This window comes from Arcicella sp. GW458-12-2-14-TSB2 (genome assembly GCF_059423785.1).
Genome location: NZ_JBWKYN010000041.1, coordinates 1 through 24,665, shown reverse-complemented (window position 1 = coordinate 24,665; position 24,665 = coordinate 1). Strand labels below are relative to the sequence as shown.

Annotated in this window: 24 protein-coding genes and 1 riboswitch; of the genes, 12 read left to right on the top strand and 12 right to left on the bottom strand. The window is 35.3% G+C overall.

Annotated elements, in window-relative coordinates; genetic code table 11:
* Complete coding sequence (locus AC07XN_RS08235) at window positions 1-873, top strand: glycosyltransferase family protein (RefSeq protein ID WP_494742679.1); 873 nt, start codon at window positions 1-3, stop codon at window positions 871-873.
* A gap of 101 nt (window positions 874-974) precedes the next feature.
* Here the strand turns inward: AC07XN_RS08235 and AC07XN_RS08230 are convergent, their stop codons facing one another.
* The 6 genes from AC07XN_RS08230 to AC07XN_RS08205 form a co-directional block, all read right to left on the bottom strand.
* Window positions 975-1,910: an ABC transporter substrate-binding protein gene (locus AC07XN_RS08230; protein WP_494742678.1), complete on the bottom strand. Its 936-nt coding sequence runs from the start codon at window positions 1,908-1,910 to the stop codon at window positions 975-977.
* A gap of 140 nt (window positions 1,911-2,050) precedes the next feature.
* The gene (locus AC07XN_RS08225; protein WP_494742677.1) at window positions 2,051-2,644 is read right to left on the bottom strand and encodes a DUF6580 family putative transport protein; all 594 of its coding nucleotides are present in this window, start codon (window positions 2,642-2,644) and stop codon (window positions 2,051-2,053) included.
* A 61-nt stretch (window positions 2,645-2,705) separates the two neighbouring features.
* Window positions 2,706-3,809 (bottom strand): YncE family protein, encoded by a 1,104-nt coding sequence (locus AC07XN_RS08220; protein WP_494742676.1) that lies wholly within the window; start codon window positions 3,807-3,809, stop codon window positions 2,706-2,708.
* A 121-nt stretch (window positions 3,810-3,930) separates the two neighbouring features.
* Window positions 3,931-5,880 (bottom strand): TonB-dependent receptor plug domain-containing protein, encoded by a 1,950-nt coding sequence (locus tag AC07XN_RS08215; RefSeq protein WP_494742675.1) that lies wholly within the window; start codon window positions 5,878-5,880, stop codon window positions 3,931-3,933.
* Window positions 5,881-5,990: 110 nt separating this feature from the next.
* A riboswitch (cobalamin riboswitch) is annotated at window positions 5,991-6,307 on the bottom strand.
* A 107-nt stretch (window positions 6,308-6,414) separates the two neighbouring features.
* The gene (locus tag AC07XN_RS08210; protein WP_309915367.1) at window positions 6,415-6,801 is read right to left on the bottom strand and encodes a response regulator; all 387 of its coding nucleotides are present in this window, start codon (window positions 6,799-6,801) and stop codon (window positions 6,415-6,417) included.
* A complete protein-coding gene (locus tag AC07XN_RS08205; protein WP_494742674.1) occupies window positions 6,788-9,805 on the bottom strand; it encodes a PAS domain-containing sensor histidine kinase in 3,018 nt (1,005 codons plus the stop codon). The genes AC07XN_RS08210 and AC07XN_RS08205 overlap by 14 nt, the downstream gene beginning before the upstream one ends.
* A gap of 420 nt (window positions 9,806-10,225) precedes the next feature.
* Between AC07XN_RS08205 and AC07XN_RS08200 the strand changes: the two genes are divergently transcribed.
* The 4 genes from AC07XN_RS08200 to AC07XN_RS08185 all read left to right on the top strand — a co-directional run bounded on the left by AC07XN_RS08200 (window position 10,226) and on the right by AC07XN_RS08185 (window position 15,965).
* A complete protein-coding gene (locus AC07XN_RS08200; protein WP_494742673.1) occupies window positions 10,226-13,039 on the top strand; it encodes a TonB-dependent receptor in 2,814 nt (937 codons plus the stop codon).
* Window positions 13,040-13,103: 64 nt separating this feature from the next.
* Window positions 13,104-14,861, top strand: coding sequence for a beta-helix domain-containing protein (locus tag AC07XN_RS08195; protein WP_494742672.1), 1,758 nt, complete (start codon window positions 13,104-13,106; stop codon window positions 14,859-14,861).
* Between the two features lie 77 nt (window positions 14,862-14,938).
* Complete coding sequence (locus AC07XN_RS08190; protein ID WP_494742671.1) at window positions 14,939-15,481, top strand: hypothetical protein; 543 nt, start codon at window positions 14,939-14,941, stop codon at window positions 15,479-15,481.
* A 121-nt stretch (window positions 15,482-15,602) separates the two neighbouring features.
* Complete coding sequence (locus tag AC07XN_RS08185; RefSeq protein WP_494742670.1) at window positions 15,603-15,965, top strand: hypothetical protein; 363 nt, start codon at window positions 15,603-15,605, stop codon at window positions 15,963-15,965.
* Here AC07XN_RS08185 and AC07XN_RS08180 read toward each other — a convergent pair.
* Window positions 15,962-16,483 (bottom strand): hypothetical protein, encoded by a 522-nt coding sequence (locus tag AC07XN_RS08180; RefSeq protein ID WP_494742669.1) that lies wholly within the window; start codon window positions 16,481-16,483, stop codon window positions 15,962-15,964. The two genes, AC07XN_RS08185 and AC07XN_RS08180, sit on opposite strands and share 4 nt — an antisense overlap.
* Window positions 16,484-16,715: 232 nt before the next feature.
* On the opposite strand from AC07XN_RS08180, the gene AC07XN_RS08175 reads away from it, so the two are divergent.
* Window positions 16,716-17,501, top strand: a complete 786-nt coding sequence (locus tag AC07XN_RS08175) for a DUF3050 domain-containing protein (RefSeq protein ID WP_494742668.1) — start codon at window positions 16,716-16,718, stop codon at window positions 17,499-17,501.
* A gap of 100 nt (window positions 17,502-17,601) precedes the next feature.
* Here AC07XN_RS08175 and AC07XN_RS08170 read toward each other — a convergent pair whose 3' ends face one another.
* Window positions 17,602-18,048 carry a DoxX family protein gene (locus AC07XN_RS08170; protein WP_309915391.1) on the bottom strand — a complete coding sequence of 149 codons (447 nt, stop codon included), beginning with the start codon at window positions 18,046-18,048 and terminating at the stop codon, window positions 17,602-17,604.
* A 165-nt stretch (window positions 18,049-18,213) separates the two neighbouring features.
* On the opposite strand from AC07XN_RS08170, the gene AC07XN_RS08165 reads away from it, so the two are divergent.
* The 3 genes from AC07XN_RS08165 to AC07XN_RS08155 are packed head-to-tail and all read left to right on the top strand — an operon-like array spanning window position 18,214 to window position 19,762.
* The gene (locus AC07XN_RS08165; RefSeq protein WP_309915394.1) at window positions 18,214-18,669 is read left to right on the top strand and encodes a YHS domain-containing (seleno)protein; all 456 of its coding nucleotides are present in this window, start codon (window positions 18,214-18,216) and stop codon (window positions 18,667-18,669) included.
* 4 nt (window positions 18,670-18,673) lie between these two features.
* Window positions 18,674-19,069 carry a DoxX family protein gene (locus tag AC07XN_RS08160; protein WP_309915395.1) on the top strand — a complete coding sequence of 132 codons (396 nt, stop codon included), beginning with the start codon at window positions 18,674-18,676 and terminating at the stop codon, window positions 19,067-19,069.
* Window positions 19,070-19,078: 9 nt separating this feature from the next.
* The gene (locus tag AC07XN_RS08155; protein ID WP_494742667.1) at window positions 19,079-19,762 is read left to right on the top strand and encodes a Crp/Fnr family transcriptional regulator; all 684 of its coding nucleotides are present in this window, start codon (window positions 19,079-19,081) and stop codon (window positions 19,760-19,762) included.
* Here the strand turns inward: AC07XN_RS08155 and AC07XN_RS08150 are convergent.
* Window positions 19,759-20,394: a LysE family translocator gene (locus tag AC07XN_RS08150; RefSeq protein WP_494742666.1), complete on the bottom strand. Its 636-nt coding sequence runs from the start codon at window positions 20,392-20,394 to the stop codon at window positions 19,759-19,761. The two genes, AC07XN_RS08155 and AC07XN_RS08150, sit on opposite strands and share 4 nt — an antisense overlap.
* A 180-nt stretch (window positions 20,395-20,574) precedes the next feature.
* On the opposite strand from AC07XN_RS08150, the gene AC07XN_RS08145 reads away from it, so the two are divergent.
* Together AC07XN_RS08145 and AC07XN_RS08140 are read left to right on the top strand one after the other, a co-directional pair.
* Window positions 20,575-20,958, top strand: a complete 384-nt coding sequence (locus AC07XN_RS08145; RefSeq protein WP_494742665.1) for a RidA family protein — start codon at window positions 20,575-20,577, stop codon at window positions 20,956-20,958.
* A gap of 143 nt (window positions 20,959-21,101) precedes the next feature.
* Window positions 21,102-21,410 carry a hypothetical protein gene (locus tag AC07XN_RS08140; protein ID WP_323249603.1) on the top strand — a complete coding sequence of 103 codons (309 nt, stop codon included), beginning with the start codon at window positions 21,102-21,104 and terminating at the stop codon, window positions 21,408-21,410.
* A 144-nt stretch (window positions 21,411-21,554) separates the two neighbouring features.
* Here the strand turns inward: AC07XN_RS08140 and AC07XN_RS08135 are convergent, their stop codons facing one another.
* The 3 genes from AC07XN_RS08135 to moaA all read right to left on the bottom strand — a co-directional run bounded on the left by AC07XN_RS08135 (window position 21,555) and on the right by moaA (window position 24,102).
* A complete protein-coding gene (locus tag AC07XN_RS08135; RefSeq protein WP_494742664.1) occupies window positions 21,555-22,010 on the bottom strand; it encodes a GNAT family N-acetyltransferase in 456 nt (151 codons plus the stop codon).
* 12 nt (window positions 22,011-22,022) lie between these two features.
* Window positions 22,023-23,012 carry a bifunctional heptose 7-phosphate kinase/heptose 1-phosphate adenyltransferase gene (locus AC07XN_RS08130; protein ID WP_309915411.1) on the bottom strand — a complete coding sequence of 330 codons (990 nt, stop codon included), beginning with the start codon at window positions 23,010-23,012 and terminating at the stop codon, window positions 22,023-22,025.
* 106 nt (window positions 23,013-23,118) lie between these two features.
* Window positions 23,119-24,102 (bottom strand): GTP 3',8-cyclase MoaA, encoded by a 984-nt coding sequence (moaA, locus tag AC07XN_RS08125; RefSeq protein ID WP_494742686.1) that lies wholly within the window; start codon window positions 24,100-24,102, stop codon window positions 23,119-23,121.
* 139 nt (window positions 24,103-24,241) lie between these two features.
* On the opposite strand from moaA, the gene AC07XN_RS08120 reads away from it, so the two are divergent.
* Window positions 24,242-24,484, top strand: a complete 243-nt coding sequence (locus AC07XN_RS08120; RefSeq protein ID WP_494742663.1) for a MoaD/ThiS family protein — start codon at window positions 24,242-24,244, stop codon at window positions 24,482-24,484.
* Window positions 24,485-24,665: the final 181 nt, after the last annotated feature.

Here is a 24,665-nt window from a genome sequence, read left to right as displayed (position 1 = left end):
ATGAAAATATCTGGATTTACTTTTGTTAGGAATGCTATAAAATTTGATTATCCCATCGTGGAAGCCATTACTTCAATATTGCCAATTTGCGATGAAGTAGTAGTAGCTGTGGGAAATTCAGAAGATGCCACATTAGCGTTGATACAAAGTATAGATTCGCCAAAAATAAAAATAATAGAAACCGTTTGGGATGATTCGCTTCGCAAAGGTGGACAAGTACTTGCCGTTGAAACAGATAAAGCCTTAGCCGCTGTTTCACCTGATGCTGATTGGTGCTTTTATATACAAGGGGATGAAGTAGTACATGAAAAATACCTGCCTGTTATTAAAAAAGCCATGCAGGATAATTTGCATAAAACTGAAGTAGAAGGTTTGCTGTTTAACTATACACATTTTTATGGTTCTTATCGCTATGTAGGTAATGCACATCGTTGGTATCGACGAGAAATCAGGGTGATTAGAAATACAGGTAAAGTACATTCCTATAAGGATGCACAAGGTTTTAGAACGGCAGATAATCAGAAATTAAAAGTAAAATTAATTGATGCTTATATCTATCATTATGGTTGGGTAAAACCCCCAGAAATCCAGCGTGAAAAAATGAAAAGCTCGATTAATTTTTGGGGAGAAGGACACGATGTGGATAAAATAAAAGAGGTATTAGAAGCTTTTGATTACTCAGAAATAGATTCATTAACACTATTTGATGGCACACATCCAGCCGTTATGCAAGCCAGAATTGATAGCGTAAATTGGATGTTTGACTATGATATTCATGAGAAAAAATTATCATTCAAAAATAAATTAAAGATGGCAGTTGAGAAACTGACAGGTTATAGAATAGGGGAGTATCGGAATTATAAATTGCTGTGAAGATTTATAAAGAATAAACTACAAAAAAGCCTGAAACTTTCGTTCCAGACTTTAGATAGATTAGAGGGAGTTTTCTTAGATGAAGAAACATAATTCAAAAATTATGTAACTAGAGTTTGATTAAAAATAGGGTAAACTTTATGAACTAGGTGTTGGGGAATTGTGAAAAGTGTAGAGTGAAATAATGCTGCCAAAATTTCAATACCATTTACTAAGGTCGATGCACTGGGCTGGGTAAACAAATCATAATCAAGTACAAAAACGGCTTTATTTTGAACTGCCCTTAGGTTTTCCCAACCGCTTTTTATGGTTAATAAATGCAATTCTTCTATACTTCTTTGCGTATCAAATCCGCAAGGAGCAATGATTAATACTTCAGGGTCGTACTTCAATATTTTTTCCCATTGGGTTACAATACTGTCTCCCGAAGGATTACTTAACATATCCACTCCACCTGCATAGGCAATTTGATGAGGAATCCAGTGTCCGCAATTATATATTGGTTCTATCCATTCCAACAACATTACTCTTTTGGGTAAAGCTCTATGTTCTCTGAGTTTATCGATAACATTATCAATTCTCAATTGAAGCTTCGCCAAGTGCTGATACGCAGCTTCTTCTCTACCCAACGCTGTAGCAATGGTAATTACTGTCTGAAAAACATCTTCTAAGCTCTGTGGGGTAAGGGTAACAACCAGAGGCGTTTTCTCAAGATTATCAATTACTGCTTGCGTACATTTTGTATCAATCTGGCATACTTCACAAACATCTTGCGTAATTACTACATCGGGAGCTATGGCTTGTAATTTATCTTCTTCTACATAATACAAGCTTTTCCCTTGAGCCTTAGAAGCTGAAAAAATCTTATCAATTTCAGTACTCGAATAGTCTTTCCCTTCTAGCACACAACGCACCAAAATTTCATTTTCAGTTCTTGAAGTTGGCGGACATTCAAAGGTTACGCCATAGAGTAAGTCTTGCAAACCCATGTCGTAAATCATTTGCGTTGCGGCTGGAAGAAAAGAGACAACTTTCATAATGATAGCTTTCGGCAATCAGCTTTCAGAAGTCAGCAATTGCCATTATTGATAAAGAATAAATTACAAATGATAGCTTTTAGAAGCTTATCATTAAACAAAAAATATACAAGATAGCCGAAGTCCGAAGACTGATAGCCTCAAGCTTTAGTCTGTGCTAAGCTTGGGAAACGTACTTGTAGCAACTCAAAACTGCCAAAAAGTAAGGCTGAGTAGGCAAGTGTTCCTACCAAAAAGTTTTTCATAAATGGAAAACCTTGTACAAGGCATTGTTGTAAGCCTGCCCAATCCCGCGTTAATGGTAGGTTTGTTCTCAAGTCTGTACCTCCGCCAATCCAAACGGTTAAATCTGCCAAAACCCAATGTGAAACCGAAGCAATCACCGCTGCTAATACAATATTCTGCACATTGATTTTCTGAAGGATTATTCTGCCGAACAATACAATGATTGCAAAAATGCCGTAAATCCAATACCAACCTTCGTACATGATACCATATTTACCTTGAAAATTTACCTTATTGATTACAATATCGCTTACTAATATTGTAAGAAGAGGAAATGCAAATGCCTTCCATCGACTAGTAAAATATGCTCCACCAAAAAGCCCCATAGCACCTAGTGGTGTATAGTTAGCAACAGGCGTAAGCTGTGCCGAATTGGCAATTCTTAACAAGGCAATGGCTAGAATGAAGCAAAGCAAGGTTAAAAAGCGAGGGTTGATAGTTTGTTTCATACTTGGAAAGTTGTTTCATACATTGGTCAACTTTTTAAAGGTTGACCAATCTGAAGATGAATTATTTTAAAACAAATCCTACAGGATTTATTTCAGCTTTTAAAGAATCAATTAATGTTCCATTTGGTTGGTATCTGAATACATATCCCGCTTGCTTATAAGAAGGGGTAAAACCAGCGTAAATGTTACCCGTAGCAGGGTCAGTCGTTAAACCTGTAAATAGTTTATTGATGAATGGCTTTGCTGTAGAAATACTAGCATCATTAATATTAAAACTATAAGTTTCTCCTTTACTTATATTATTAGCATAGTCGTAATAAGAATAGACAAAGAAAATAACATTTTTATCTTTATTGAAAGTAAAACTGTTAGCCGATTGATCAAGAGTACTCTCTGTAGCAAAAGCAGTACGACTTTCGACTGTTTTAGTACTTAGGTTGAATTTTACAAATTTTTCATCTGCATAGAACCATAATTTACCGTTTGCATCTGTACCAATCAAGCGAGGGTTAGAACCTATTTCTACTGTTTGAGAAACAGCATCTGTTTGAGTATTGATAATAGAAATATTTTTTGTGCCACTGTAAGTAGTTGACGAAACAATCACCTCATTGCCAATAGCAACCATTTTGTCTGCACCTTGTTGAACCGTAATTTTTTTTGTTATTTTATTTTTAGTTAAATCAACTACTAATACAGTACCAGGCTTATAAGAATAATCAGCATTAAAAGTATCCCAACAAGAAATATATGCTTTATTAGTACCCGCCTTTATAACAGCACTAGGGTTTTCAACCATGTTAGAATCTATTTTTGCGATAGCTTTGAAAGTACGAGCATTTACGATTTGGATATAGTCTTTTCCAGCAGTTTGATTATCTACTAAGATTACCCCTGAACCATCAACATCCGCATAGTCAGCTACTCCACCAGCCACTGAATTAAGATTTTCCTTCTGGAAAATATCAAAACTACTAACTTTGGTAGTAGGGTTGATGAATGTGATTGAGCCATTGTTATCTGAGAAATTGCCTCTGTTTACTACAAAAATACCAGTATCATAAGGTTGAGAAGGTTCAGGTTCTGAGGTTGAATTACAAGCATTTAATGACAAGAACAACGTGCTTGCCACTAATGAGCGAATGATAATAGAATTAAATTGCATTGTTTTAATGGATTAAAATTGAAAAAAATATTTTTTTGGACTTCAGCTTTCGGTCGTCGGCTTTCAGTATTAATGCTTTCATCTGAAAGCTGATAGCCGATGACCACAAGCCTATCAGATGCTAAATATTAAAAACTAACCCCAGTGAAAAGCCTCGCCCGGGCATGGCTTTTTTCTTCACACTTGGGTACACAGTGTCTGTCAAGTTATTCATTTGGAAAAGCAAATTAGCTTGTGTTTTCCCTACTTGTATTTTCCCTGAAATAGTAGCATTCAATATAAAATATGGAGGAAAAGGGCGACCAGAATGATCAAAAGTGATATAACGTTCGGAGTTATATAAGCCTTGAAAATTTAATGTCCAGTTTCCTTTACCTACATAGGCAGTCCCCGAAACGGTATGTAGAGGCACATAAATCATTTGCTTGCCGATAATGTCTTCGGTATAAGCAGCATACATTTTTTGTTGAGAAACATGGGTATAAGCATAAGTAGTGGTAATACCCGCTAGCATTCTCCCTTTGAGGTATTTTATATTGCCCGTAACTTCAAATCCTTTTGCTAGTACCTGCTGTAGGTTTTCCACACGATATCCTTTGTCAGGGTTCCAGTAGGTCCAATTATCAACTAAATTATGATAGGCATTTACGCCTAATGAGGTATTAAGTTCTTCGGAAATTACTTGTTTCCAATTAATACCTACTTCTTTGTTGAAACCACTTTCGGGTTGAATATTTGGATTCCCAAGTGTTTTCCAGTATCGCTCATTAAGGGTCGGTAAACGATAACTTCTTGCTACATTACCTGTGACCACTATTTGGCTTTTCTTGGCAGAAAGCAATAGGTACTCAACCCCTAGCGAGGGAGTAAAGGGAGCTTGATAACGATTAGAAAAAGCTTGACGAAGATTAAGTGAAGCCGTTAGCTTGTCGGAGAATTGATTACGGATGAGTGCAAATATATCTTGACGGTTTTCGCTAATGGCACCACTGTCATAGCCATCGACATGGGCAATATAATGCACAAATTCGCCACCTATTTTGATATTAGTATTCCATCGTGAATTTGCCTTTTTATAGCTAATTTCATGTTCGGCACGAGCAATGTAACGATCTGTTTCAGAATGACTAGGTGCTGAAAAATCGCCAGTGCCATAGTCAATAATGTCTTTTACAAATCCCATTTTTACATTCGTATTACCGAATTGATAGGAAGATAGAAACCGCGAAGCTTTGGTTTGGGTAATTTCCCTAAATGCAATTATATCAGGTTGAATACTTAGTTTATTGTCGGTCAACCAAACATTGAAAGCAAACAAGTTTCCGTTCTGTTGTTTCAAATATAAATCTTGGATAAAGCCTTTTTGAGCAGTTTCCGAAGGCACAATCTGATATGTTCTTCCTGCATTATCTGTTCTTTCGGTTCCTGAAAAATGATTATTATACTTACTGCCATAAAGCAAAGTTTTCCCTGAGAACTGTAAACCTTTCTCTGTATGATGGGCAAATCTTAATCCTATTTGTCCATTATAATTATCAAAACTTTCGTATTGACCACCTACTGTAAGATTTACGCCAGGTTTTTTCCATTGTGGAACAGAACCCAATAATATACTCCCACCTACAGCATCAGAACCTACGCAAGAAGCCGCCGAACCGTATTGGATAGCCATTTGGTCGAAGCCTAAGAGTGGCACAGTAGAAAAATCTGTTTGCCCAGCCATAGGGTTATTGATGTTCAGACCGTTCCAAAGTACGGCTGTATGCATGGCAGAAGTGCCTCTGAAAGAAATACTAGTTAACTGACCATTACCATAACTTTTGAAAGTAATGGGCGATTGGTATTGCAGGAAATCTGCTAAGGTTTGGTATTGAAAACGAGCTAAAGTAGTTGAATCTATTTTTTTAACTTTCAAGCCAGCCATAAAATGCTCGTTTGAAAAGCCTGTTACTTTTACTTCATCAATCTGTCTGTTAGAAATTTCTTGGGCATAGCAATGTAAGGATACAAATATCCCGATGAGCGAAAATATAGGCTTACAACGTAACAAATACGTGAAAACAGCAGACATAACCTGAATAGTTAGGTCTTGACCTACGGAAATAAACCGAAAAAATTGACCAAGAAAGTTTAAAAGAAATAATCGAACGCTCAATGATGCTTATCCTCCGTAAGCAAACAATTAAGAATGATTTAATGGCAGGTCTCCTGACTTGTTTCATCATTACCTTGACCTTCCCAATTTATTTAGTGATTTAGTGATTTCGCGATTTAGTGATTAATAAGCCAATTGATTATTAGGATTATTTTTGAATTTCTTCATTCACTCAATCATTCATTCACTTACTCACCATTAAACCAGTGGTTATCGAAGAATGGTAATAATTGTATTGAAACTTACAGTTGCGGGGACAGTTCAGGACTTAAAACCTGATTCCCTATTAAGCCTTAAACTCATATAGAAACGAGCCTAATGCACCATAAACTGTTGCAAAGGTAGTAGAAAATTTATTTGTATGATATAAAAATTAGATTTAAACTGTAAAATGTTTTACTTTATAACTGGTTAAATGGCTGAAATACAGTTGATTGTTTAGTATTTAGCTTATTCCATTAATTTTTTGAGATCCTCCATCTTAATAGGTTTAACCAAATAATTACTAACGATTTCGTAGGCTTCCGCTTTTTTAACATCCTCAGGGTCTATCGAACTTGTTACTATATAAATGGTAGTGATTTTTTCATTAGGAATCTGGATAAACTCATCTAAAAACTGCCAACCGTCCCATATAGGCATATTCAAATCTAATAAAATTAAATCTGGAAGTTTTTCTCCGCCAATGATAATCGCTCTCAAGCTCTCGTATGCCTCTTTCCCGTTGTGAAAAACTAAAAAGCCGTCACAAAAATTTGCAAGTTGCATGATTCTTTTTGTACCAAAAATAAAAATGGGGTCATCATCAATGATGCAAGCAATATTAAATTTTTTCATGTTTAAAATATATACTAAATGTCGTTCCTTTGTTTACTTCACTTATCACGTCTATTTTCCCTCCCATTGCTTCTATTTGGTTCTTTGTAATGAATAAACCAATCCCACGAGCATCTTTATGTGCATGAAAGGTTTTATACATACCAAATAATTTTGCACCATGGCGTTTTAAATCAATGCCCAGTCCGTTATCTTCTACTTTTAAAACCACGTGCCCTTTATCGATAAAGGTCGATAATTTAACATAACTATCTCTCTCCTCTGTGCTGTACTTTATTGAATTTGTTAAAAAATTTAAAATGATACTATCTAAATAAGCAGGAACAGCCAAAACTCGTTCATCTTTACCAATAGTATTTTTAATATTTACATTTGAATCTTTTGCAAAAGCCGAAACATTCTGAATAGCATTTTCTATCGCATTGTACAGATTAACACTTTTCAAATTGTCAATAATAGTGGTATTCATCAAAACTACTTCATTTAAATGAACGATAGTTTCTTTAAGATTTGTAGATGCCGCTTTTAATAAAGTGATGTATTCGTTATCCAATAATGCTGGGTATTCTTCCAATAAGATATCCATCATCATTGAAATATTCCCTGAATGCGACCTCAAATTATGCGAAACTATATGTGCAAAGTTTTTCAACCTTTCGTTTTGGTCTTTTGTAACATCTAAAAGAGCCTGAATTTCTGACTCTGCCTTCTTTTGCTGAGTAATATCTATTATTTGAGAAATAAAATAGAGCGGTTTCCCAACCTGATCTCTTGCTAATGATGCCGCCAGAATAGCATGCACTACATTCCCTTTTTTATGGAAATATCGTTTTTGCATGTGGTAATATTGTCGCTCGCCATTTACTAATTCATTCAGTAAGTGTAAATCTGCTTCAAGGTCTTCTGGATGTGTAATATCCTGAAAGGTTAATGAGAACAGTTCCTCCTCTGTATAACCAACAATATTGCAAAGTGTTTGATTAACCTTCATCCATCGTCCATCAGGCTCTAGTAAGGCCATTCCAATAGCAGCATTTTCAAAGTTTCCTCTAAAAGATTCTTCACTAATCAACAGCTTCTCTAAAGCCTTTTTTCGCTCTGTTACATCATGCATCGCAACAACAGCACCAAATAGTTCATTATTTGGCCCTCTGAGCTGAGCACCAAAAGTAGAAACAATATGTGATGTACCATTGGTAGACGAAATTAATATTTCTTGATTTTCTACTTTATGACCTCTTAAAGTTCTGATGAGGGGTATATCTTCAGTCAGAAGTGGGTTTCCGTCTAAATCATAAAGCCCATAATATTTTGAAAACTCGGATGGATGTACGTCGTCCAAGGGTAATCCATGCCAGCGTTTGGTAGTGCTATTGAACAGCGTAAGCGCACCATTTTGGTCGCAAGCTACAATCCCGACATCAATGCTTTCAAGAATTGTTTCCAATAAAGTATGTTTTTCCAGAAGACTCTGTTCAATTTTCTTTTGTTCAGTAATATCATCGGTATACATAAGTAGCCCGCCTATGGTATTATTATCATTATACCACGGCTTTATTTCCCATTTTAGCCATTGAACAGTGCCATCTATTCTGACAAATTTATCTTCGTTTCTTTTGATAGATTTCCCCTGTAAGCATTCTTGATGAATATTCTTCCAATCGTCACCTATTTCTGGAAAAATCTCATAATGTGTTTTGCCGATTAAGTTGATGCCTTCTAAACGATAATCAGCCCTCCATTTTTCAGAAACCGCTAAGTATTTTAGGTTATTATCAAACATCGCTATGGCAGTAGGGGTATGTTCAATAAACACCTTATTTCTTTCAACGATTTGCTTTTGCTCGCTAATGTCAGAATGTGTTCCATACATCATCAAGGGCTGTCCATCGCTTGTCCACGTAACTACTTTACCTTTATCGTGTATCCAGACCCAATGCCCATCCTTGTGTTTCATTCGGCACTCACAACGGAAGAATTCTATTTTCTTTTCAAAACAGTCGAGTATCTTTTGATTAGAAATCTTTAGGTCTTCTGGGTGGACTAGGTTTTCCCAAGTCTCATGGCTTATCGGAGCCAACTCCTCTAGCGTATAGCCAATAATTTCTGCCCAACGTTCATTATAGACTGTTTCACCCGTTTGTACATTCCATTCCCACGTACCTACATTAGTACCTTCAATAACACTTTGAAGCTTTTGTTTTTCTTTGATTATCTCCTCTTTGGCTAGGGTCTCAGTGTTGATATCTTGAAAAGTACCAAACAGCCTAACGCATTTCCCGTCCAAGAACTCCACCTTACCGATACTCCTAACCCATTTTAGATTATTGTTAGCCGTAATTATTTGTAAGGTTAAATCATAATTTTCTCCGTTTTTAATAGCATTATCTATCGCTTCTATAATCTTTTCTCTACTTTCACCGTCCTTATAATAATCAATGGCAGTAGTTAAGTCGGGTTCACAATCATCATCAACCTCATGGATAGATTTAGTCGTCTTGCTCCAATATAGTTTCTGAGTCTGCAAATCCAATTCCCAATAACCAATCATTGCCGCCGTATTACAGCGTTCCAGAAATTCCTCTTTTCTTTTTTGTTCCGTAATGTCTATATAAGTACAAAGTATTTTAATGTCTTTGGTTTTATCATTCTCAATGGCTATTGCCCTACAGTGAAGCCAAACAGTAGAATCATTTTTATGTTTGAATCTTATAACTTGATCATACGGTTGATTATGGGTTTGATGATGTTGTAGTTGTAAGAAGTTTTCAGTTAATTCTTTTAAATCATCGGGGAAAATGATGGTTTCCCAGGTAGCTAAATCCAAAGGTATATCTGTAGCCTTATACCCGAGCGTAGCCCAGAACTTAGTATTTATCCATCCATTACTAGGAGACTCTATATTCAAATACCAAAAGCCATCCAAAGCGAATTCTTGGATAAAATCAAAAATTGCAATATCACTTTTTATTAGTTCGTATAACTCTTCTTTCAGATTACTCATTTATAAATATTTTTAAATCGCTAAAAAAGCAGTAAGGATTAGTCTTTAGCTTTAGTTGTACATTTATCAAACTACCTATTTTCATTTAGAACGTTCAAATGAAATTTTAAAGATAAATGAGTCACTATATCTAAACATAATTAACATTTGGTAAATAATAAAATTTTTACCGTAAAAATGAAAAAAATAATAAACTATTACCGCTAAGGATAATAGTTGTATGAAGAGCAATGAGGTTTTGTATACAAATCTGTTTAGATATATTAAAAATTAAGCTACCCGCTATGTTCACTATAATAAACGGCTTTCTTAATTCGCATAATATTGCGGTAACATAAACATAACCCAAGCATAATACAAGCGTAATACTGTGGTTAAATAGCCGACCTAATTTTGTGCCATCAAAAAAAACAAACCAGTATGATGAGGCACAAATTACTTTACACATTAATTATTCTATTTTCTTCACTTTCATTCACTTTCGCTCAGGAAGGAACTATTCGCGGTACAATCAAAGATGCAGTAAGCAAAGAAGACTTAGTAGGAGCCACTGTTTTCATTGAAGGAATCAACAGAGGAGCGGCCGCTGACATTAACGGGTTCTTTTCTTTCAATAAAATTCCAGTTGGAAACTATAAACTTAAAATTTCTTTTGTAGGCTACAAAGTAAAAGTTATCGAGAACGTAAAAGTAGTAGAAGGAAGCGTTACTGAAATTAATACTTTTATTGAAGAAGACCAAGCCACTACATTAAATGAAGTAAGAGTAGTAGCTCAAAAACTTACTAATACTGAAGTTTCAGTCATCTCAGAAATTAAAGCTGCTCAACAAATTGTAAGTGGTATTTCAGCTGCTCAAATCGGAAAAACATTAGACCGTACTGCTGCTGAGGTAGTTAAGCGTGTTCCGGGTGTAACTATCTTCGGTGATCGCTTTATCAATATTCGTGGTTTGAATGAACGTTACAACACAGTAATGTTGAATAACGTATTTACACCAAGTATGGAGTCGGATGTGCGTTCGTTTTCATTTGATATTATTCCATCAAACCAGATTGACCGTATTTTAGTATATAAATCTCCTGCAGCAGAATTGCCAGGTGAATTTGCAGGTGGGGTTGTGAAAATTTTTACTAAAAGTATTCCAGAACAAAATAGCATTACTGTAGACTACGGAACTTCATTTAGAAGTGGAACTACAGGCAATGATTTTTTTACACCTCAAGCAGGAGCCAATGCTTGGACAGGATTTAATAATGGTTTTAGCGATTTACCAAAGAATTTCCCATCTACAGATGAATTAAAACAAATTTCTGATAGTAATCCACAAAGATTACAGCAAGTAGGGCAGTCATTAAAAAATTCTTGGACGCCAGAAAAATCAAATGCTATTCCAGACCAACGTTTAGCTATTACTGGTGCATTTAAGTTTGATGTAGGAAGTATAAAAATAGGAAATGTAACAGCTGTAAATTATTCTAATACTAGAACAACCTTTACAAAATCACAAAATGATTATGGTTATGCTACCATTTCTACAACTGGCGAAGCAAACGAATTGTCAACTTTTAATGATAAACAATATACTAATGCTATTCGTGTAGGTTTCCTTCATAACTGGGCGGTTCGTTTGAATGATAAGCATTCTTTTGAATTTAAAAATTTATACAACCAGCTAAGTAATAGTCAATATATTGACCGTCAGGGATTTGAAAATGGTTCTGAGTGGAAAATTCGTTCATTTAACCAAAATTATCGTGGTATTTATACTGGTCAGTTATTGGGTAAACACAGTTTCAATGAAGATAAAACAAAAGTTGATTGGGTAGTTGGTTACAATAAATCATATAACGAAATGCCTGACTATAAACGTTATCGTTATGATTTAAGTGGCAATTTATTAGTGCCACAAGGAGCTGCTCAGACTTTCAACTTAGGTAGAACGAACATTATATTAGATGAAAAAGCAATTACTGGTGGTGTCAATTTAATCCAAAAATTAGCTGTTAAAGATAAAGAAATTGAATTGAAAGCTGGAGTTTTCTACGAAAATAAAGACCGTAATTTTCATGCACGTAACTTAGGTTTTGTTCAGGCTAACAGTTCATTATTTAACATCGGGAATCTTCCTATAGACCAAATATTTGCTCCGCAAAACATAAATACAACAAATGGGGTAAAAATTGACGAACAAACTAATAAAAGTGATGCTTACACAGCAAGCAATAATTTGTTAGCATATTATGCTTCGGGTAATTATTCCTTCACTAAAAAGTTTAATGTAATAGCAGGTTTAAGGGTTGAACAAAACCTTCAAAAACTTAATGGCTTTGACAACAGAAACGGAGCACCAGTAAATTTCAATCGTGACCTTACCAATTTTCTGCCTTCGGTAAATATGACATATAATTTCTCGGAAAAATCATTATTGAGATTGGCTTATGGTAAAACATTAAACCGTCCTGAATTCCGCGAGATTGCTCCATTTACTTTTTATGATTTCGTGTTGAACCGTGTAGTGACTGGAAATCCTAATTTGAAAAATGCTGAGATAGATAATTATGACTTCCGTTATGAATTATATCCAACACCTTCAGAAGTAATAAGTGTTGCTACGTTTTACAAGAATTTCACTAATCCAATAGAAGTAGTATTCACAAGTGGTTCAAACCCGAACGTATCTTTTGATAATGCACTTTCTGCGTATAGTTTAGGCGTTGAATTTGAAATAAAGAAATCTTTAGAAAGCGTTACAAAAAATGAGTTTATCAATAAAATCAATGTATTATTCAATGCAACGCTTATCTATAGTCGTGTAAAATTGAAGCCAGAAATTGCTGCAACTCAATCAGACAACCGTCCATTACAAGGACAATCTCCTTATGTAATCAACGGAGGGTTAAATTATAGTAATCCTAAAACTAAACTTCAAGTAAATCTTCTCTACAACGTAATCGGAAAACGTATTTATGCGGTTGGTAACAACTTTGGTTCACCATACCCAGACTGGTACGAAATGCCACGTAACGTATTAGACCTTACGTTCTCTAAGGGTATCACCAGTAGTTTACTTGTAAAAGGTGGTATCACAGATATTCTAAATCAAAGAGCACAGATTTTACAAGATGGAAATCAAGATGGTTCTTTTGATACAAACCGCGACCAGACTATTCAGTCGTACACACCCGGCAGTGTTTACTCTTTAGGATTAGTGTACACATTTCAAAAAAAGTAATTTCCAAATCATTCAAATATTCCCCGTTTTAAATTCAAAATTAGAATCTTAACAATTAAATCTCATGAAAATCAAGGCGACAAAAGCTCTCGCTTTATTCTTATCACTTGCATTATTGTTTAATGCTTGTAAAAAAGATGAAGTAACAGTATCTCCAGCCCCTACCGTAACTACAACTGGTTCATTAGCGGGTACTGCAGGTTCTAAAGTTACCCTTAGTGCAACTATCAATGCACCAGGAGGTATCAAACAAATCAATGTTTTAAAAAATGGTGCTTCTTTCGATGCAGTTACAGGTACAGGACAAACGTCTTTAACCTATACGAAAGATTATACTATTGAAAGTTTTGCAGCGGGTACTATTGTAAACTTTACAATTCAAGTAGTTGATAATAGCAACCAAACATCTGTATTAACAACAATTCCTGTTACAGTAAGTGCTGTTCCGCCAAAAACGATTGTAGATGTTCCTGCCGGAAGCTTAGCAGCAGGTAATGTTACTTGGACAGCTGATAAAATCTACCGATTGAAAGGTTTTGTTCGTGTTGGTGAAGAAAATACAAAAGGAACAATCACTAAGAAAACTGTTTTGACTATTGAAGCAGGTACTTTAATTATTGGTGAGCGTGCTTCTAAAGGTGCTTTGGTTGTTCAACGTGGTAGTCAATTAATTGCCATTGGTACAGCAGATAAACCAATCATTATGACTTCTGAGCGTAACCCAGGTGAACGTGAAGCAGGTGACTGGGGTGGTTTAATCCTTTGTGGACAAGCACCAAACAACTTAGCTGAAGCTGACCGTGAATTAGAAGGTGGTTACGGTGCTTTCCATGGTGGAAATGATGTAAATGACAATTCAGGTACATTGAAATATGTTCGTGTTGAATATGCAGGTATTCCAATTAACCCTAACCAAGAGGTTAACTCTTTCACTTTCGGTTCAGTAGGTGCAGGAACTACAGTTGACTATATCCAAGCTTCTTTTGGTTTAGATGACTCTTTTGAATGGTTCGGTGGTAACGTAAACTGTAAGCACTTAATTGCTTATAAAGGTTTGGATGATGACTTTGATACTGATAATGGTTTCTCAGGATACGTTCAATATGGTATCGGTATTCGTGGTACTACTCAAGCTGACCAATCTGGTTCTAATGGATTTGAATGTGATAACAATGCTCAAGGGTCAGAACTTACGCCATATACATCTGCTATTTTTGCTAACATGTCTATCATTGGTGCTAAAGGAAGTGCTGAAGTAGCTATTAGTACTCAATTCCAACATGGTGCTCAATTAAGAAGAAGTAACAAACAAAAAATCTACAACACAGTAATCACAGGTTATCCTTGGGGTGTTTACGTAGATAGCCAGTTAGGTAGTGCTAAAACTAATGCTAACAATGGTGATATTGATTTGAAAAACGTAGTATTAGTTGGTATTCAAGGATGGGGAACTAACTTCTGGGGTACAGGTGGTTCAATATCTTATAACCCTAAAGGAACTCCTGTTCGTGATTTAGAAGCTAACGCTGCTTCAACTCCTATCTTGATTGGTACAGTTACACCAACAGAATGGTTCAAATCATTGGCAGGTAACAAGATTATCGACAACCGTAGCACTACTGGTTTAAATGATAATCTTTGGCAGGTGGGTCGTCCAACATTTACTTTGGCGGCGGCAGGTACAGCATTACAAAATGCTACTTTACCAACTACTTTACCAGCATTCTTTGATAAAACTACTTACGTAGGTGCATTCAATACAACTGACTGGACATTAGGATGGTCTGAATTCAGTCCACAAACAGTTACTTATATTAAATAATACAAAGTTTACTGAAGTACAACGAAAGTCGGGGGATTATCCCCTGACTTTCAACAAAAACCAATATGAAACTCATTATGAAAAAAGTAATAATTCTTTTATTCAGCATCCTAGTATTTAGCTGTTCTAAAGATAAAAATAAAGTAGAGACTTATTTTACTGACTCCCAAAAGGACACATTACTTACCAATATTATTACCTATGTTTTTGAACCTGCTACCTACGCTACTCAAACAACAAAATTTCAACCACAGTTTAGAGCATTTTACGTTAAAAGCCTACCAAATTTTAAAATAGAAAACTATTATCAGGCCCAAGATGGCTGGAATTATTTCTTCTTGATTCGCCCAGTTGGAGCAAGTGAATTCAGAAGAGGGGTTATCGGAAGATTCAAACTCAAAGAAGGCTCTTTAAAGCCCGAATCTTTTGAAGAAATCATTAACACGCCACATTTAAGAGAAGAACTTGTGAAAGAGAGAGGTGGCTTTTTATTCAGAGAATTAATTAAAAATGGGAACATAGATAAATATACGCCCATGAAACAATATATAGAGTGGCCAGACGAACACTTGCAATACAACAAAGTTACTCATGAGTGGGTAACAGTCAAGCCTTACTAAGGTTTTCTCTCCGTTGAGAAACGGGGAGAAAGTCCGAAATGGATTTTCATATTGGTGTAATTATGCAAAAGCCGAAGCGTATCGCTTCGGCTTTTCTGAATTTTTAAACAATTAAAATTAAATGAAACATAAAATTGTAACATGCTTCTTGTGTTTAGGAATAGTTTCCTGTAAATACGAAAAAAATATCTTACCCGAAGCAAAATGTCAAGCTGATGTACTCAGTGTTGTGAGTTACAAAAATAACATACAAAAAATACTGATTGAAAATTGCAATAGTTGTCACAGTAATGCCAATCATTCTGGAGGTGTGAAGTTGGAAGACTATGAAGATGTGAAGTTCTGGGCATCCAGCGGAATCCTTCTCGACCAAATCACTTCGATAAATGGTTCTGTACCTCAAATGCCAAAAGGAGGAAAACTATCTGATTGTGATGTAAAACTCATCCAACATTGGATACAACAAGGAGAACTTAGTAATTAATTTATGTCTTTATTTAGTTTACAATAATGGAATAATTCTGCAACCCTAACTACATGGAAAGGAGGAATCTCTTCTTCCAAACTCAATCGCCAATTGATACTGTTTAGTAATTCTATGAAATAGGGATTATCAGCATATACTTTTCTTAAATTCCTTCTAGACAAAGTTATTAACTCTCCGTCTGCTTCTTTACTAAAGTAATAGAGTTGCGTAGAGATGTCGTTACTAATGTCTAAGCGATAAATGTATATACCCTCACTGTTTATTATTTCATAGGATTTATTTCCTATGAAACGCCAATCTTTACCACCTTTGTGGTAACCAAACGCATTTTTAAAATTGTAAATACTGCTAGTATCATTGTGTACTTTAACACTGCTATATCTTTCCTTCAAAATTCCCGAATTGGTCACACTAAGTTTATGGGTTTCAAAGTCGTGAGCAGTTAGGTAAATACCATCTTGTGCCGTGCTTTCCATATACCAGAAACAACATAAAATACAGTATATCTTTTTCATTTTGTAATAGTTTTGTACTATACAAAAATCAGATTTAGATATTAATACATGATTAATGGTATGTTAAATGAAAGTTATCATTATTAAATTTTATTTTTTATATTCTTCAAAATCCAATTAACACCTGAAAACATAATGAGATAAACTAAACTTTATGCTTTAATTTTGAGTTGCAATAAAACCGATAGCGCCATAAAATCCGTAAATATTAAAACCATTAAAAAAATAGCGAATGAACCCCAATATTATAAAGATTCAATCAGCAATAGACCCCATCCGTCAACAAATTACTTCACATTCAGTTTATAAACATATCCATGAATTAGAAGATTTACAGCTTTTTATGCAAAACCATGTTTTTGCAGTGTGGGATTTTATGTCTTTACTAAAAGGCTTGCAACGCCATCTTACTTGTGTAGATATTCCTTGGGTTCCTGTAGGTAATGCAAGTACTCGTTTTTTAATCAACGAAATTGTTATTGGCGAAGAAAGCGACACCGATACCGAAGGCAATACCATGAGCCATTTTGAACTTTATTTAAAAGCAATGGCACAGGCAGGGGCAAATACCGAACAAATCAATCAGTTTATTAAATTAATTACTCAGAAAACGCCAGTATTGGAAGCATTGACAGAGGTAGGAGTATCTGAAAGCATTCGTCAGTTTGTAGCCTTTACATTTGAAGTAATCAACACACAAAAGCCACACATTATGGCAGCAGTATTTACTTTTGGTCGTGAAGATTTAATCCCTGATATGTTCGTATCGATGGTGAAAGACTTGAATCAAAGTATGCCTGAAAGAATTTCGATATTCAATTATTATTTAGAAAGACACATTGAAGTAGATGGCGACCATCACAGTCATTTGGCATTAAAAATGGTTGAGGAGCTTTGTGGAGATGATGCCGAAAAATGGCAAGAAGCCGAAGCATATTCACTAAAATCATTAGAAGTAAGAAACCAGCTTTGGAGTGGGGTAGAAGCCAAGGTAAAAGCGTTAACAGAAAGCGTTTAGCGATATTGAGTATTAATGTTAAGAAGAGGAGTCTCAGTGTTATTCATGCTGGTACCCCTCTTTTTTATTTTCAAATTCATACCTCTTCCAATTCAACAATCTACTTCATTTTATAAGCAGGATGATTTTTTACGTATTCATCAAACGAAAATTTACCAGAACCAATTAACCAAAAAAGACAAAGCAATAGTAATACAACGACTGATAACCAAAGCTCAGAATTGACGAAAGTAAAGCCATTACTGATATTGGCAAAAAACACTGCTACAAACAAAATCGGTACTTGGAAGGCCGCTGCTAATCGGGTAAGGCATCCTAAAGTAATCAGCAAACCACCAACCAAATGGGCGAAGGCCACATAATGTACCGCTACGAAAGTCCATGCATTAAAGTGCAGTCCTTCAACAAGCGTTGATAAATAGGAAGTATCGCCTATGAAGCTCATTCCTTTGAAAAATAGCAACAACCCCAACCCAATCCGAATAATGTCAAGCCATGCTGGATGATGTCTATCACCCCAATTTTCTATGCTTTCAATTGTAGTCATATTGTTAATTGTTTAGTTTATTGAATTTATAATAAAAATATAATATTGTCAATATTATATAGAATTATTTTGCGTAATAGCTAAAAAATACAAATAGGTAAGTTAGCTGACAATTCGTGGAGAGAAGAAATGCCAAATTTGTAAGGTAATCAAACAAAAAGCACAATGAAATTTCTAGTTATTCTATTCAGTATCATTAGTTTAAATGTTTTTTCGCAAGATATTGCTACTCGAAAAAAACATTATTTAACAGACAAAGGCATCGCCATTAATGGGTATGACCCAGTGGCTTATTTTCAAGGAAAACCTCAGCAAGGGAAAAAAGAGTTTTCGTATAATCAAGAAGGGATTATCTACCAGTTTGTTAATGCTAGTAATCTTGAAAACTTCAAAAAAAATCCTGTAAAATACGAACCGCAGTATGGAGGTTGGTGTGCTTTCGCTATGGGAAGTAAGGGGGAGAAAGTAGTAGTTGACCCAGAAACATATAAAATTAGCAATGGCAAATTATACCTGTTTTATCATACCTTTTTTAATAATACCCTAACAGATTGGAACAAAGATGAGGCTAATTTGAAAGCCAAAGCAGATATTAATTGGGAGAAAACCTTAAAAAAATAAAAACATGACTAGTCAGAAAAAATATATTAGTTGGACAGCTCAAATCATTGCAGCAGTGATTTTATTCCAAACACTTTTCTTCAAATTCTCAGGTGCAACCGAAAGCGTACATCTTTTTACCAAATTAGGAGTTGAACCTTTCGGGCGTTATGGTGCTGGCATTACTGAGCTAATAACGGTTGTTTTATTATTGACTCCAAGAAAGGCATGGTTAGGAGCCTTTTTAGGAATAGGAGTAATGTCGGGCGCAATTTTGGCCCATCTTACAGTATTAGGTATAGAAAGCGACGGAGATGGTGGATATTTGTTTATCTTAGCATTGATTACGTTGCTTTGTTGTTCTGTAGTAGCATACATCCGAAAAGGTGATTTTTTCGCCTTTTTCTATACATTAATCTAATTAATAACCATGCAAGAGGAAGCAAAATATTGGTATCTCCACGACCATCAGTTGTTCTCAGTATTAAGCAGAGAAGAAAACCGTGCTTTGTGTTTGATTCCAAATTTTAAGACGGTTAAGAAAAACGAAATCATTTATTTTTCGCATGATGATGAGCAAAGACTTTATACCATCAAAAGCGGAACATTAAAGATTGTTTCAGTAGATGCTGAAGGAAATGAAACAGTAAAGGAAATTTTAAGGTCTGGTGATTTATTTGGGCAATATACTTTTGATGAAGTAGATGAAAACGAAGATGAATATGCAATAGCGATTTCAGAAAAGGTAGTAATATGTAGTTTTAAAATAAATGATTTTGAGAACATTGTGAAGAGTAACCCACAATTGGCCATTCGTTATACCAAGTTAGTAGGTTTTAAACTTAAACGCATTACTAATAATTATACGAATCTAATGTTTAAAGATGTACGGACAAGGTTTGTCTTATTTTTAAAAGATTGGGTGATGAAAGAAGGCAAGGGACAAACCAAGGATATTGTTGTAAAGAATTATCTTACCCACAGCGACATCGCAGGCTTAATTTGTAGTACCCGTCAAACCGTAACAATGCTATTTAATGAATTAAAGAATGCGGGCTTAATAGATTATACACGCAGCGAAATCATCGTAAAGGATGTTCATCGTTTAGCTTAAAGACTCATTAGTAGGTTGGTCAATTGCAAAAGAGCAAGACCAATAAAAATACAAGCAATCAGTTTATTGAGGCGTTCGTCGGTTATGTATTTAAAGATCAAATCTCGTTTCCAATTGGCCAAAAAAGCATAGGTGTACACCAATAAAAAAGTACCAGTACCAGCACCCAATACGAAACTTGTTTTTTGTATTGGGGAATCAATCTTCAACCATTCGTACTTATCAAAAGCAAGCAGTACTACAACCCAAAATGGCAATAAAGCAGGATTGAACAATGAAAGCGATATACCTTTGATGAATGAAAAGAAAGGGTTTTTCAATGATACGCTTTGGTATTCAATCTCCTGTTTTTGCTGAAAAAAAGTAAATAAACCTACTGTAAATAAAAGTACTATAATAGCCCATTGCATCCAATGTGCCAGCATGGGGTATTTATCAAAAATCACTAACCCTTTTATCGCCAAATAGGCATATGTGCTTTCGCATAAAACTCCACCTACAGCTACTGTAATGGCAACGTTGATATTTTTCTGTAAAGTACTATGTACTACATAAACACTGAGTGGACCAGGTGGAATAGTAGCAACGTAACTTATTAGAGCAGTGATGAAATAAATGATGACTGTTTTCAATATGTGGTGATTTGGAGATTTCTTAGCTAAGTTATCCTTTAAATAAATACTAGTTGGCAATCTTTACGACAAATGTTGTAATGAAATCAAATACGGTCTTTTATAAAATTGAATACAAAAGCATTAGTATTTTGAGGTGCTAAAATTATCTTTGTAGCTTAACCAAAAATAATACAAAAAATGTCAAGACAAAATATCCTTACAGGTTCACCTTGGGAAGATAAAATGGGCTATTGCCGTGCCGTAAGAATCGGAAATATTATTGAAGTATCAGGAACGGTAGCTATCGTTGATGGCGAAAATGTAAAGGCTGACGACGCTTATGCACAAACCAATAATATCATTGAAAGAATAGCAAAGGTATTAGAAGAAGCAGGGTCGAGTTTGAACGATGTAGTAAGAACAAGAATTTTTACGACAGACATTACTCAGTTTGATAATATCGCGAAAGCACACGGTGCCTATTTCAAAGACATTAAACCAACTACAGGTATATATGAAATCAGTAAATTGGTTTCACCAGATTACTTAGTAGAGATTGAATTTACGGCTATTGCTCAATAATAACTTGGGTGGAATAGACATAAAAAAAGCCTCGAAAATAATCGGGGCTTTTTGCTTTATTGAAGCGTATAATGGTAAAACGCTGAACGTTTATGAAAAGTTTTACGTTTGAAAAATAGTCTGATTATTTTTCATTAAAATTTATGAAACAACAAACTATTTATGAAGTAGCCGTAATCCCGATTGGGTCATTGAATGCTATTAGAGAAAAAGAGACTGTTGTAAGCTATTTCTCGAACCTCAGTAAATGTTTAGACCAAGTGATAACATCACTAGTGATTAATGGATGGGAAAGTAAAATAAATTATACAGCTGTATATAGAAGTTTGAAAGAGAAGGGCAAATACACTACAGAGTTTAGAATAGCCAACAATAAGGTTTTTAAAATAGTAATTACGCCCAGAACGATTAATCCATCTTTGACGATGTTGGGGATAGAAGAGAAACCTTGAATATTTAGTTGTGAGTTAGTGAATTGTGAATTAGTGATTATTTTTTCTAATTGTGATTGAGTCGTCTATTATTGCAGTTGTGATATAGTGAATAATTTTATAAGGATTTGCCATTAAAACGACTCACAACTCACTAACTCACAACTAAAATACTCCATACGGGTTTACGGCTTTTATTTGCATGAAATTTTCTGGTTTGTCTAGGGCTTCAAAACCATATTGTGCATAAAGGCCGTGAGCATCCCAAGTAGCCAATATCCATCTGCGTAGTCCTTGTAAATCAGGATGTTTCAACACAGTTTCAACCAAGAACTTAGATAGCCCATTGCCACGGTATGCTTCCAATACAAAAACGTCGGCTAGGTAAGCAAACGTTGCCAAATCGCTGGTGACTCTACAAAACCCTACTTGCATCCATTGGTTCTCTGTTTGATGATAAATGCCAAAAGCCATTGAATGGTCGATAGAACGTTGAACGATTTCGACAGGAATACCTTTAGCCCAATACGAGTGGTTGCTCAGGTAGTCATGAATGACATTGAGTTGCAATTTTGATTTATCCGTAGAAATCAAAAAGTTATTCTTTTGTACTTCAAACATGATTGGAAAATGCTAAAATTTGTTTTCAAAATTTATACTAGCCTCTTTTTGCAACAAAGCTTTGTCAATCGGCACCACGCCTAATGATTCGCACACTAACCCACCGCCTAGATTAGACAAACCTGCCACTAGCTGTGGCGTTAACCCCAACGCTATACAACAAGCTGCAATGGAAATAACGGTATCGCCTGCCCCAGAAACATCGGCAATTTTACGGAAGTAGGCAGGGTAATGTTTTTTCTCGTCTTCAAAGTCAATATAAACACCTCTTTCGGAAAGCGTGATAAACGCACCTTTTAGCTGCAAAGTATCCTTTAGTTTACTCACAGCATTTTCTAGCTCTTCGGTTTTCTTTACATCAAAAGTGATATCCAAGCCCTCGCGCAATTCTTTTAAATTGGGCTTGAAAAGAGTCGCCTGTTGATAATGAAGAAAATTGCGTTTTTTAGGGTCGACTACAGTAGGAATATTGTGACTATTGGCAAAATCAATGATGTCGGCAATGAGCCTTTTGGATAAGACTCCCTTGTCGTAATCTTCAAAGATGATTACGTCGGCATCTTTAGCCAATTCTTTTATTTTCTCTGTGAGTAATTCGTTCTCAGTGTCATTAATCAAAGCATCCGTTTCTGTATCAATGCGCACAATTTGTTGCGAACCTGCTATGATTCTCTCTTTTACAGTAGTAATTCTGGTGTCAGATTGAATAATCCCTTCTGTTGATAAACCTTGTTCTTTCAAAAGATGGATTAAATCGTTGCCATAAGCATCGTTGCCAACTACGGAACAAATAATCGCTTCAGCACCCAGACTTTGTACATTCATTACAACATTGCCAGCTCCACCTAAGCGGACCTCACGATTCAATACATTTACTACTGGTACGGGAGCTTCTGGTGAAATACGTTCTACTTTTCCCCACGTGTAAGAATCAAGCATTACGTCGCCAATAATAAGAACTTTTAATTGATTAAATTGATTGAATATCTCAGAGATTGTCATAATAACAAGGAAATAGATTCTAGTTGTACGAGTAAAAGAAAAGAAGTTTCTTGCCTACAAAATTAGGGCATTTTTAATAGAATCAAACGGAAAAGGATTTTTCGGTTTATCCACCAATAGTAGTCATTGATTCAGTAATGATACTTTTGCGATTGCGTTCGGCCTCAAAACCATCTTTAGGGCGATTGCTAAAAACATGGATAAAAGTATCTTTGAGGTCTGTATCAGAAATGCCATTTCTTAGTAAATCTCTGATATTCAATACACCATCATCGTAAAGGCAAGTTTTCAACTCGCCCGTTGCGGTTAAGCGAATGCGGTTGCAAGTGCCACAAAAGGTACGTGAAAATGCCGCAATAATTCCGATATTACCTTGATGATTCGGAATTTGATAATTGTATGAGGTTGAGTTGGGAGCATCAACCAATTTTTGTAAATCAGGATATTCGCTTCTGATTTCTTCTAAGATACGGGTAGCATTCCAATGAAGTTTTGGATAGTGGGCACCCTCTCCATTAAAAGGCATTTCTTCAATGAAACGGATTGAAACGTTATTATCTTTCGTCAACGCTGTTAGTGGAATAATGTCTTGAGTATTTTGCCCATCCATTACTACAGCATTTACTTTTACTTCAAAACCAGCGTCTAATAATTGAAAAAGCGTTTCATATACTTTTTCGAATTCATCTCTGCGGGCAATTTCAAAAAAACGTTTTTTATCTAAAGTATCCAAACTCAAATTGATAGAACGAACGCCTATTTCTTTCATTTGGCGAATGTACTGTCCCGTAAGAATACCATTCGTAGTAATATTAAGTTCATTAATGCCTTCAATTTCAGAAAGCATATACATAAAATCAATCATATTATGGCGAACAAAAGGCTCGCCACCTGTAATGCGTACTTTTGAGACGCCTAATTCAGACAACACAGAAACGGTTCGATGCATTTCTTCATAAGTCATCAATTTTGATTTATGAAGATACTTCACACCTACTTCAGGCATACAGTAAAAGCAGCGCAAATTACAACGGTCGGTTACGGCCAAACGCAAATACGTAATTGGCCTACCGTGATTATCGTAAATCAAGGTTTGGTTGGGTTGCTTTTTGTTTTGAGTGATCATTCCGTAAATTCGTCTCTTTGTTGAACAAATTTAAGTAAATAACCTTAGCGAATATAAAAACATTCAATTGTTATAGGATAAAAGGTGATATTTAGCAAATAATATGAAGTACAGAATAAATCTTTTCGGTATTACTAAAGAAATAATTGGTAGTACATTGATTGAAATAGAAATGGAGGAGTCTGTTAAAGTAGCACAACTGCTGGAAAAGCTAAAAGACGATTATCCAAAGCTGAGGGCGATAAAATCGCTATTGGTTGCCGTAAACAGCGAGTATGCAGAGCAGGATTTGGCCTTGAATTTCAGAGACGAAATAGCATTGATTCCGCCTGTAAGCGGAGGGTAATAAAACAGCCTTTGATTTTGAATATAATTGCAAAACCAAAGGCTGTTTTAGTTTAAATACCATTAGAAGACTTTATAGTAGCATTCAAATTTTTGATTCTTCTTTCGTAACGATTAATAATTTCACGTTTCTGACTAGCGTGAAGTCTACGCTCTTTCATTATTTTGCTAGATAATAGTTG

What these genes read in the sequence shown, in the direction of transcription:
- AC07XN_RS08235 (WP_494742679.1), top strand. Translation starts at nt 1, where the DNA reads ATGAAAATATCTGGATTTACTTTTGTTAGGAATGCTATAAAATTTGAT.
- AC07XN_RS08230 (WP_494742678.1), bottom strand. Translation starts at nt 1,910, where the DNA reads ATGAAAGTTGTCTCTTTTCTTCCAGCCGCAACGCAAATGATTTACGAC.
- AC07XN_RS08225 (WP_494742677.1), bottom strand. Translation starts at nt 2,644, where the DNA reads ATGAAACAAACTATCAACCCTCGCTTTTTAACCTTGCTTTGCTTCATT.
- AC07XN_RS08220 (WP_494742676.1), bottom strand. Translation starts at nt 3,809, where the DNA reads ATGCAATTTAATTCTATTATCATTCGCTCATTAGTGGCAAGCACGTTG.
- AC07XN_RS08215 (WP_494742675.1), bottom strand. Translation starts at nt 5,880, where the DNA reads ATGTCTGCTGTTTTCACGTATTTGTTACGTTGTAAGCCTATATTTTCG.
- AC07XN_RS08210 (WP_309915367.1), bottom strand. Translation starts at nt 6,801, where the DNA reads ATGAAAAAATTTAATATTGCTTGCATCATTGATGATGACCCCATTTTT.
- AC07XN_RS08205 (WP_494742674.1), bottom strand. Translation starts at nt 9,805, where the DNA reads ATGAGTAATCTGAAAGAAGAGTTATACGAACTAATAAAAAGTGATATT.
- AC07XN_RS08200 (WP_494742673.1), top strand. Translation starts at nt 10,226, where the DNA reads ATGATGAGGCACAAATTACTTTACACATTAATTATTCTATTTTCTTCA.
- AC07XN_RS08195 (WP_494742672.1), top strand. Translation starts at nt 13,104, where the DNA reads ATGAAAATCAAGGCGACAAAAGCTCTCGCTTTATTCTTATCACTTGCA.
- AC07XN_RS08190 (WP_494742671.1), top strand. Translation starts at nt 14,939, where the DNA reads ATGAAAAAAGTAATAATTCTTTTATTCAGCATCCTAGTATTTAGCTGT.
- AC07XN_RS08185 (WP_494742670.1), top strand. Translation starts at nt 15,603, where the DNA reads ATGAAACATAAAATTGTAACATGCTTCTTGTGTTTAGGAATAGTTTCC.
- AC07XN_RS08180 (WP_494742669.1), bottom strand. Translation starts at nt 16,483, where the DNA reads ATGAAAAAGATATACTGTATTTTATGTTGTTTCTGGTATATGGAAAGC.
- AC07XN_RS08175 (WP_494742668.1), top strand. Translation starts at nt 16,716, where the DNA reads ATGAACCCCAATATTATAAAGATTCAATCAGCAATAGACCCCATCCGT.
- AC07XN_RS08170 (WP_309915391.1), bottom strand. Translation starts at nt 18,048, where the DNA reads ATGACTACAATTGAAAGCATAGAAAATTGGGGTGATAGACATCATCCA.
- AC07XN_RS08165 (WP_309915394.1), top strand. Translation starts at nt 18,214, where the DNA reads ATGAAATTTCTAGTTATTCTATTCAGTATCATTAGTTTAAATGTTTTT.
- AC07XN_RS08160 (WP_309915395.1), top strand. Translation starts at nt 18,674, where the DNA reads ATGACTAGTCAGAAAAAATATATTAGTTGGACAGCTCAAATCATTGCA.
- AC07XN_RS08155 (WP_494742667.1), top strand. Translation starts at nt 19,079, where the DNA reads ATGCAAGAGGAAGCAAAATATTGGTATCTCCACGACCATCAGTTGTTC.
- AC07XN_RS08145 (WP_494742665.1), top strand. Translation starts at nt 20,575, where the DNA reads ATGTCAAGACAAAATATCCTTACAGGTTCACCTTGGGAAGATAAAATG.
- AC07XN_RS08140 (WP_323249603.1), top strand. Translation starts at nt 21,102, where the DNA reads ATGAAACAACAAACTATTTATGAAGTAGCCGTAATCCCGATTGGGTCA.
- AC07XN_RS08135 (WP_494742664.1), bottom strand. Translation starts at nt 22,010, where the DNA reads ATGTTTGAAGTACAAAAGAATAACTTTTTGATTTCTACGGATAAATCA.
- AC07XN_RS08130 (WP_309915411.1), bottom strand. Translation starts at nt 23,012, where the DNA reads ATGACAATCTCTGAGATATTCAATCAATTTAATCAATTAAAAGTTCTT.
- AC07XN_RS08120 (WP_494742663.1), top strand. Translation starts at nt 24,242, where the DNA reads ATGAAGTACAGAATAAATCTTTTCGGTATTACTAAAGAAATAATTGGT.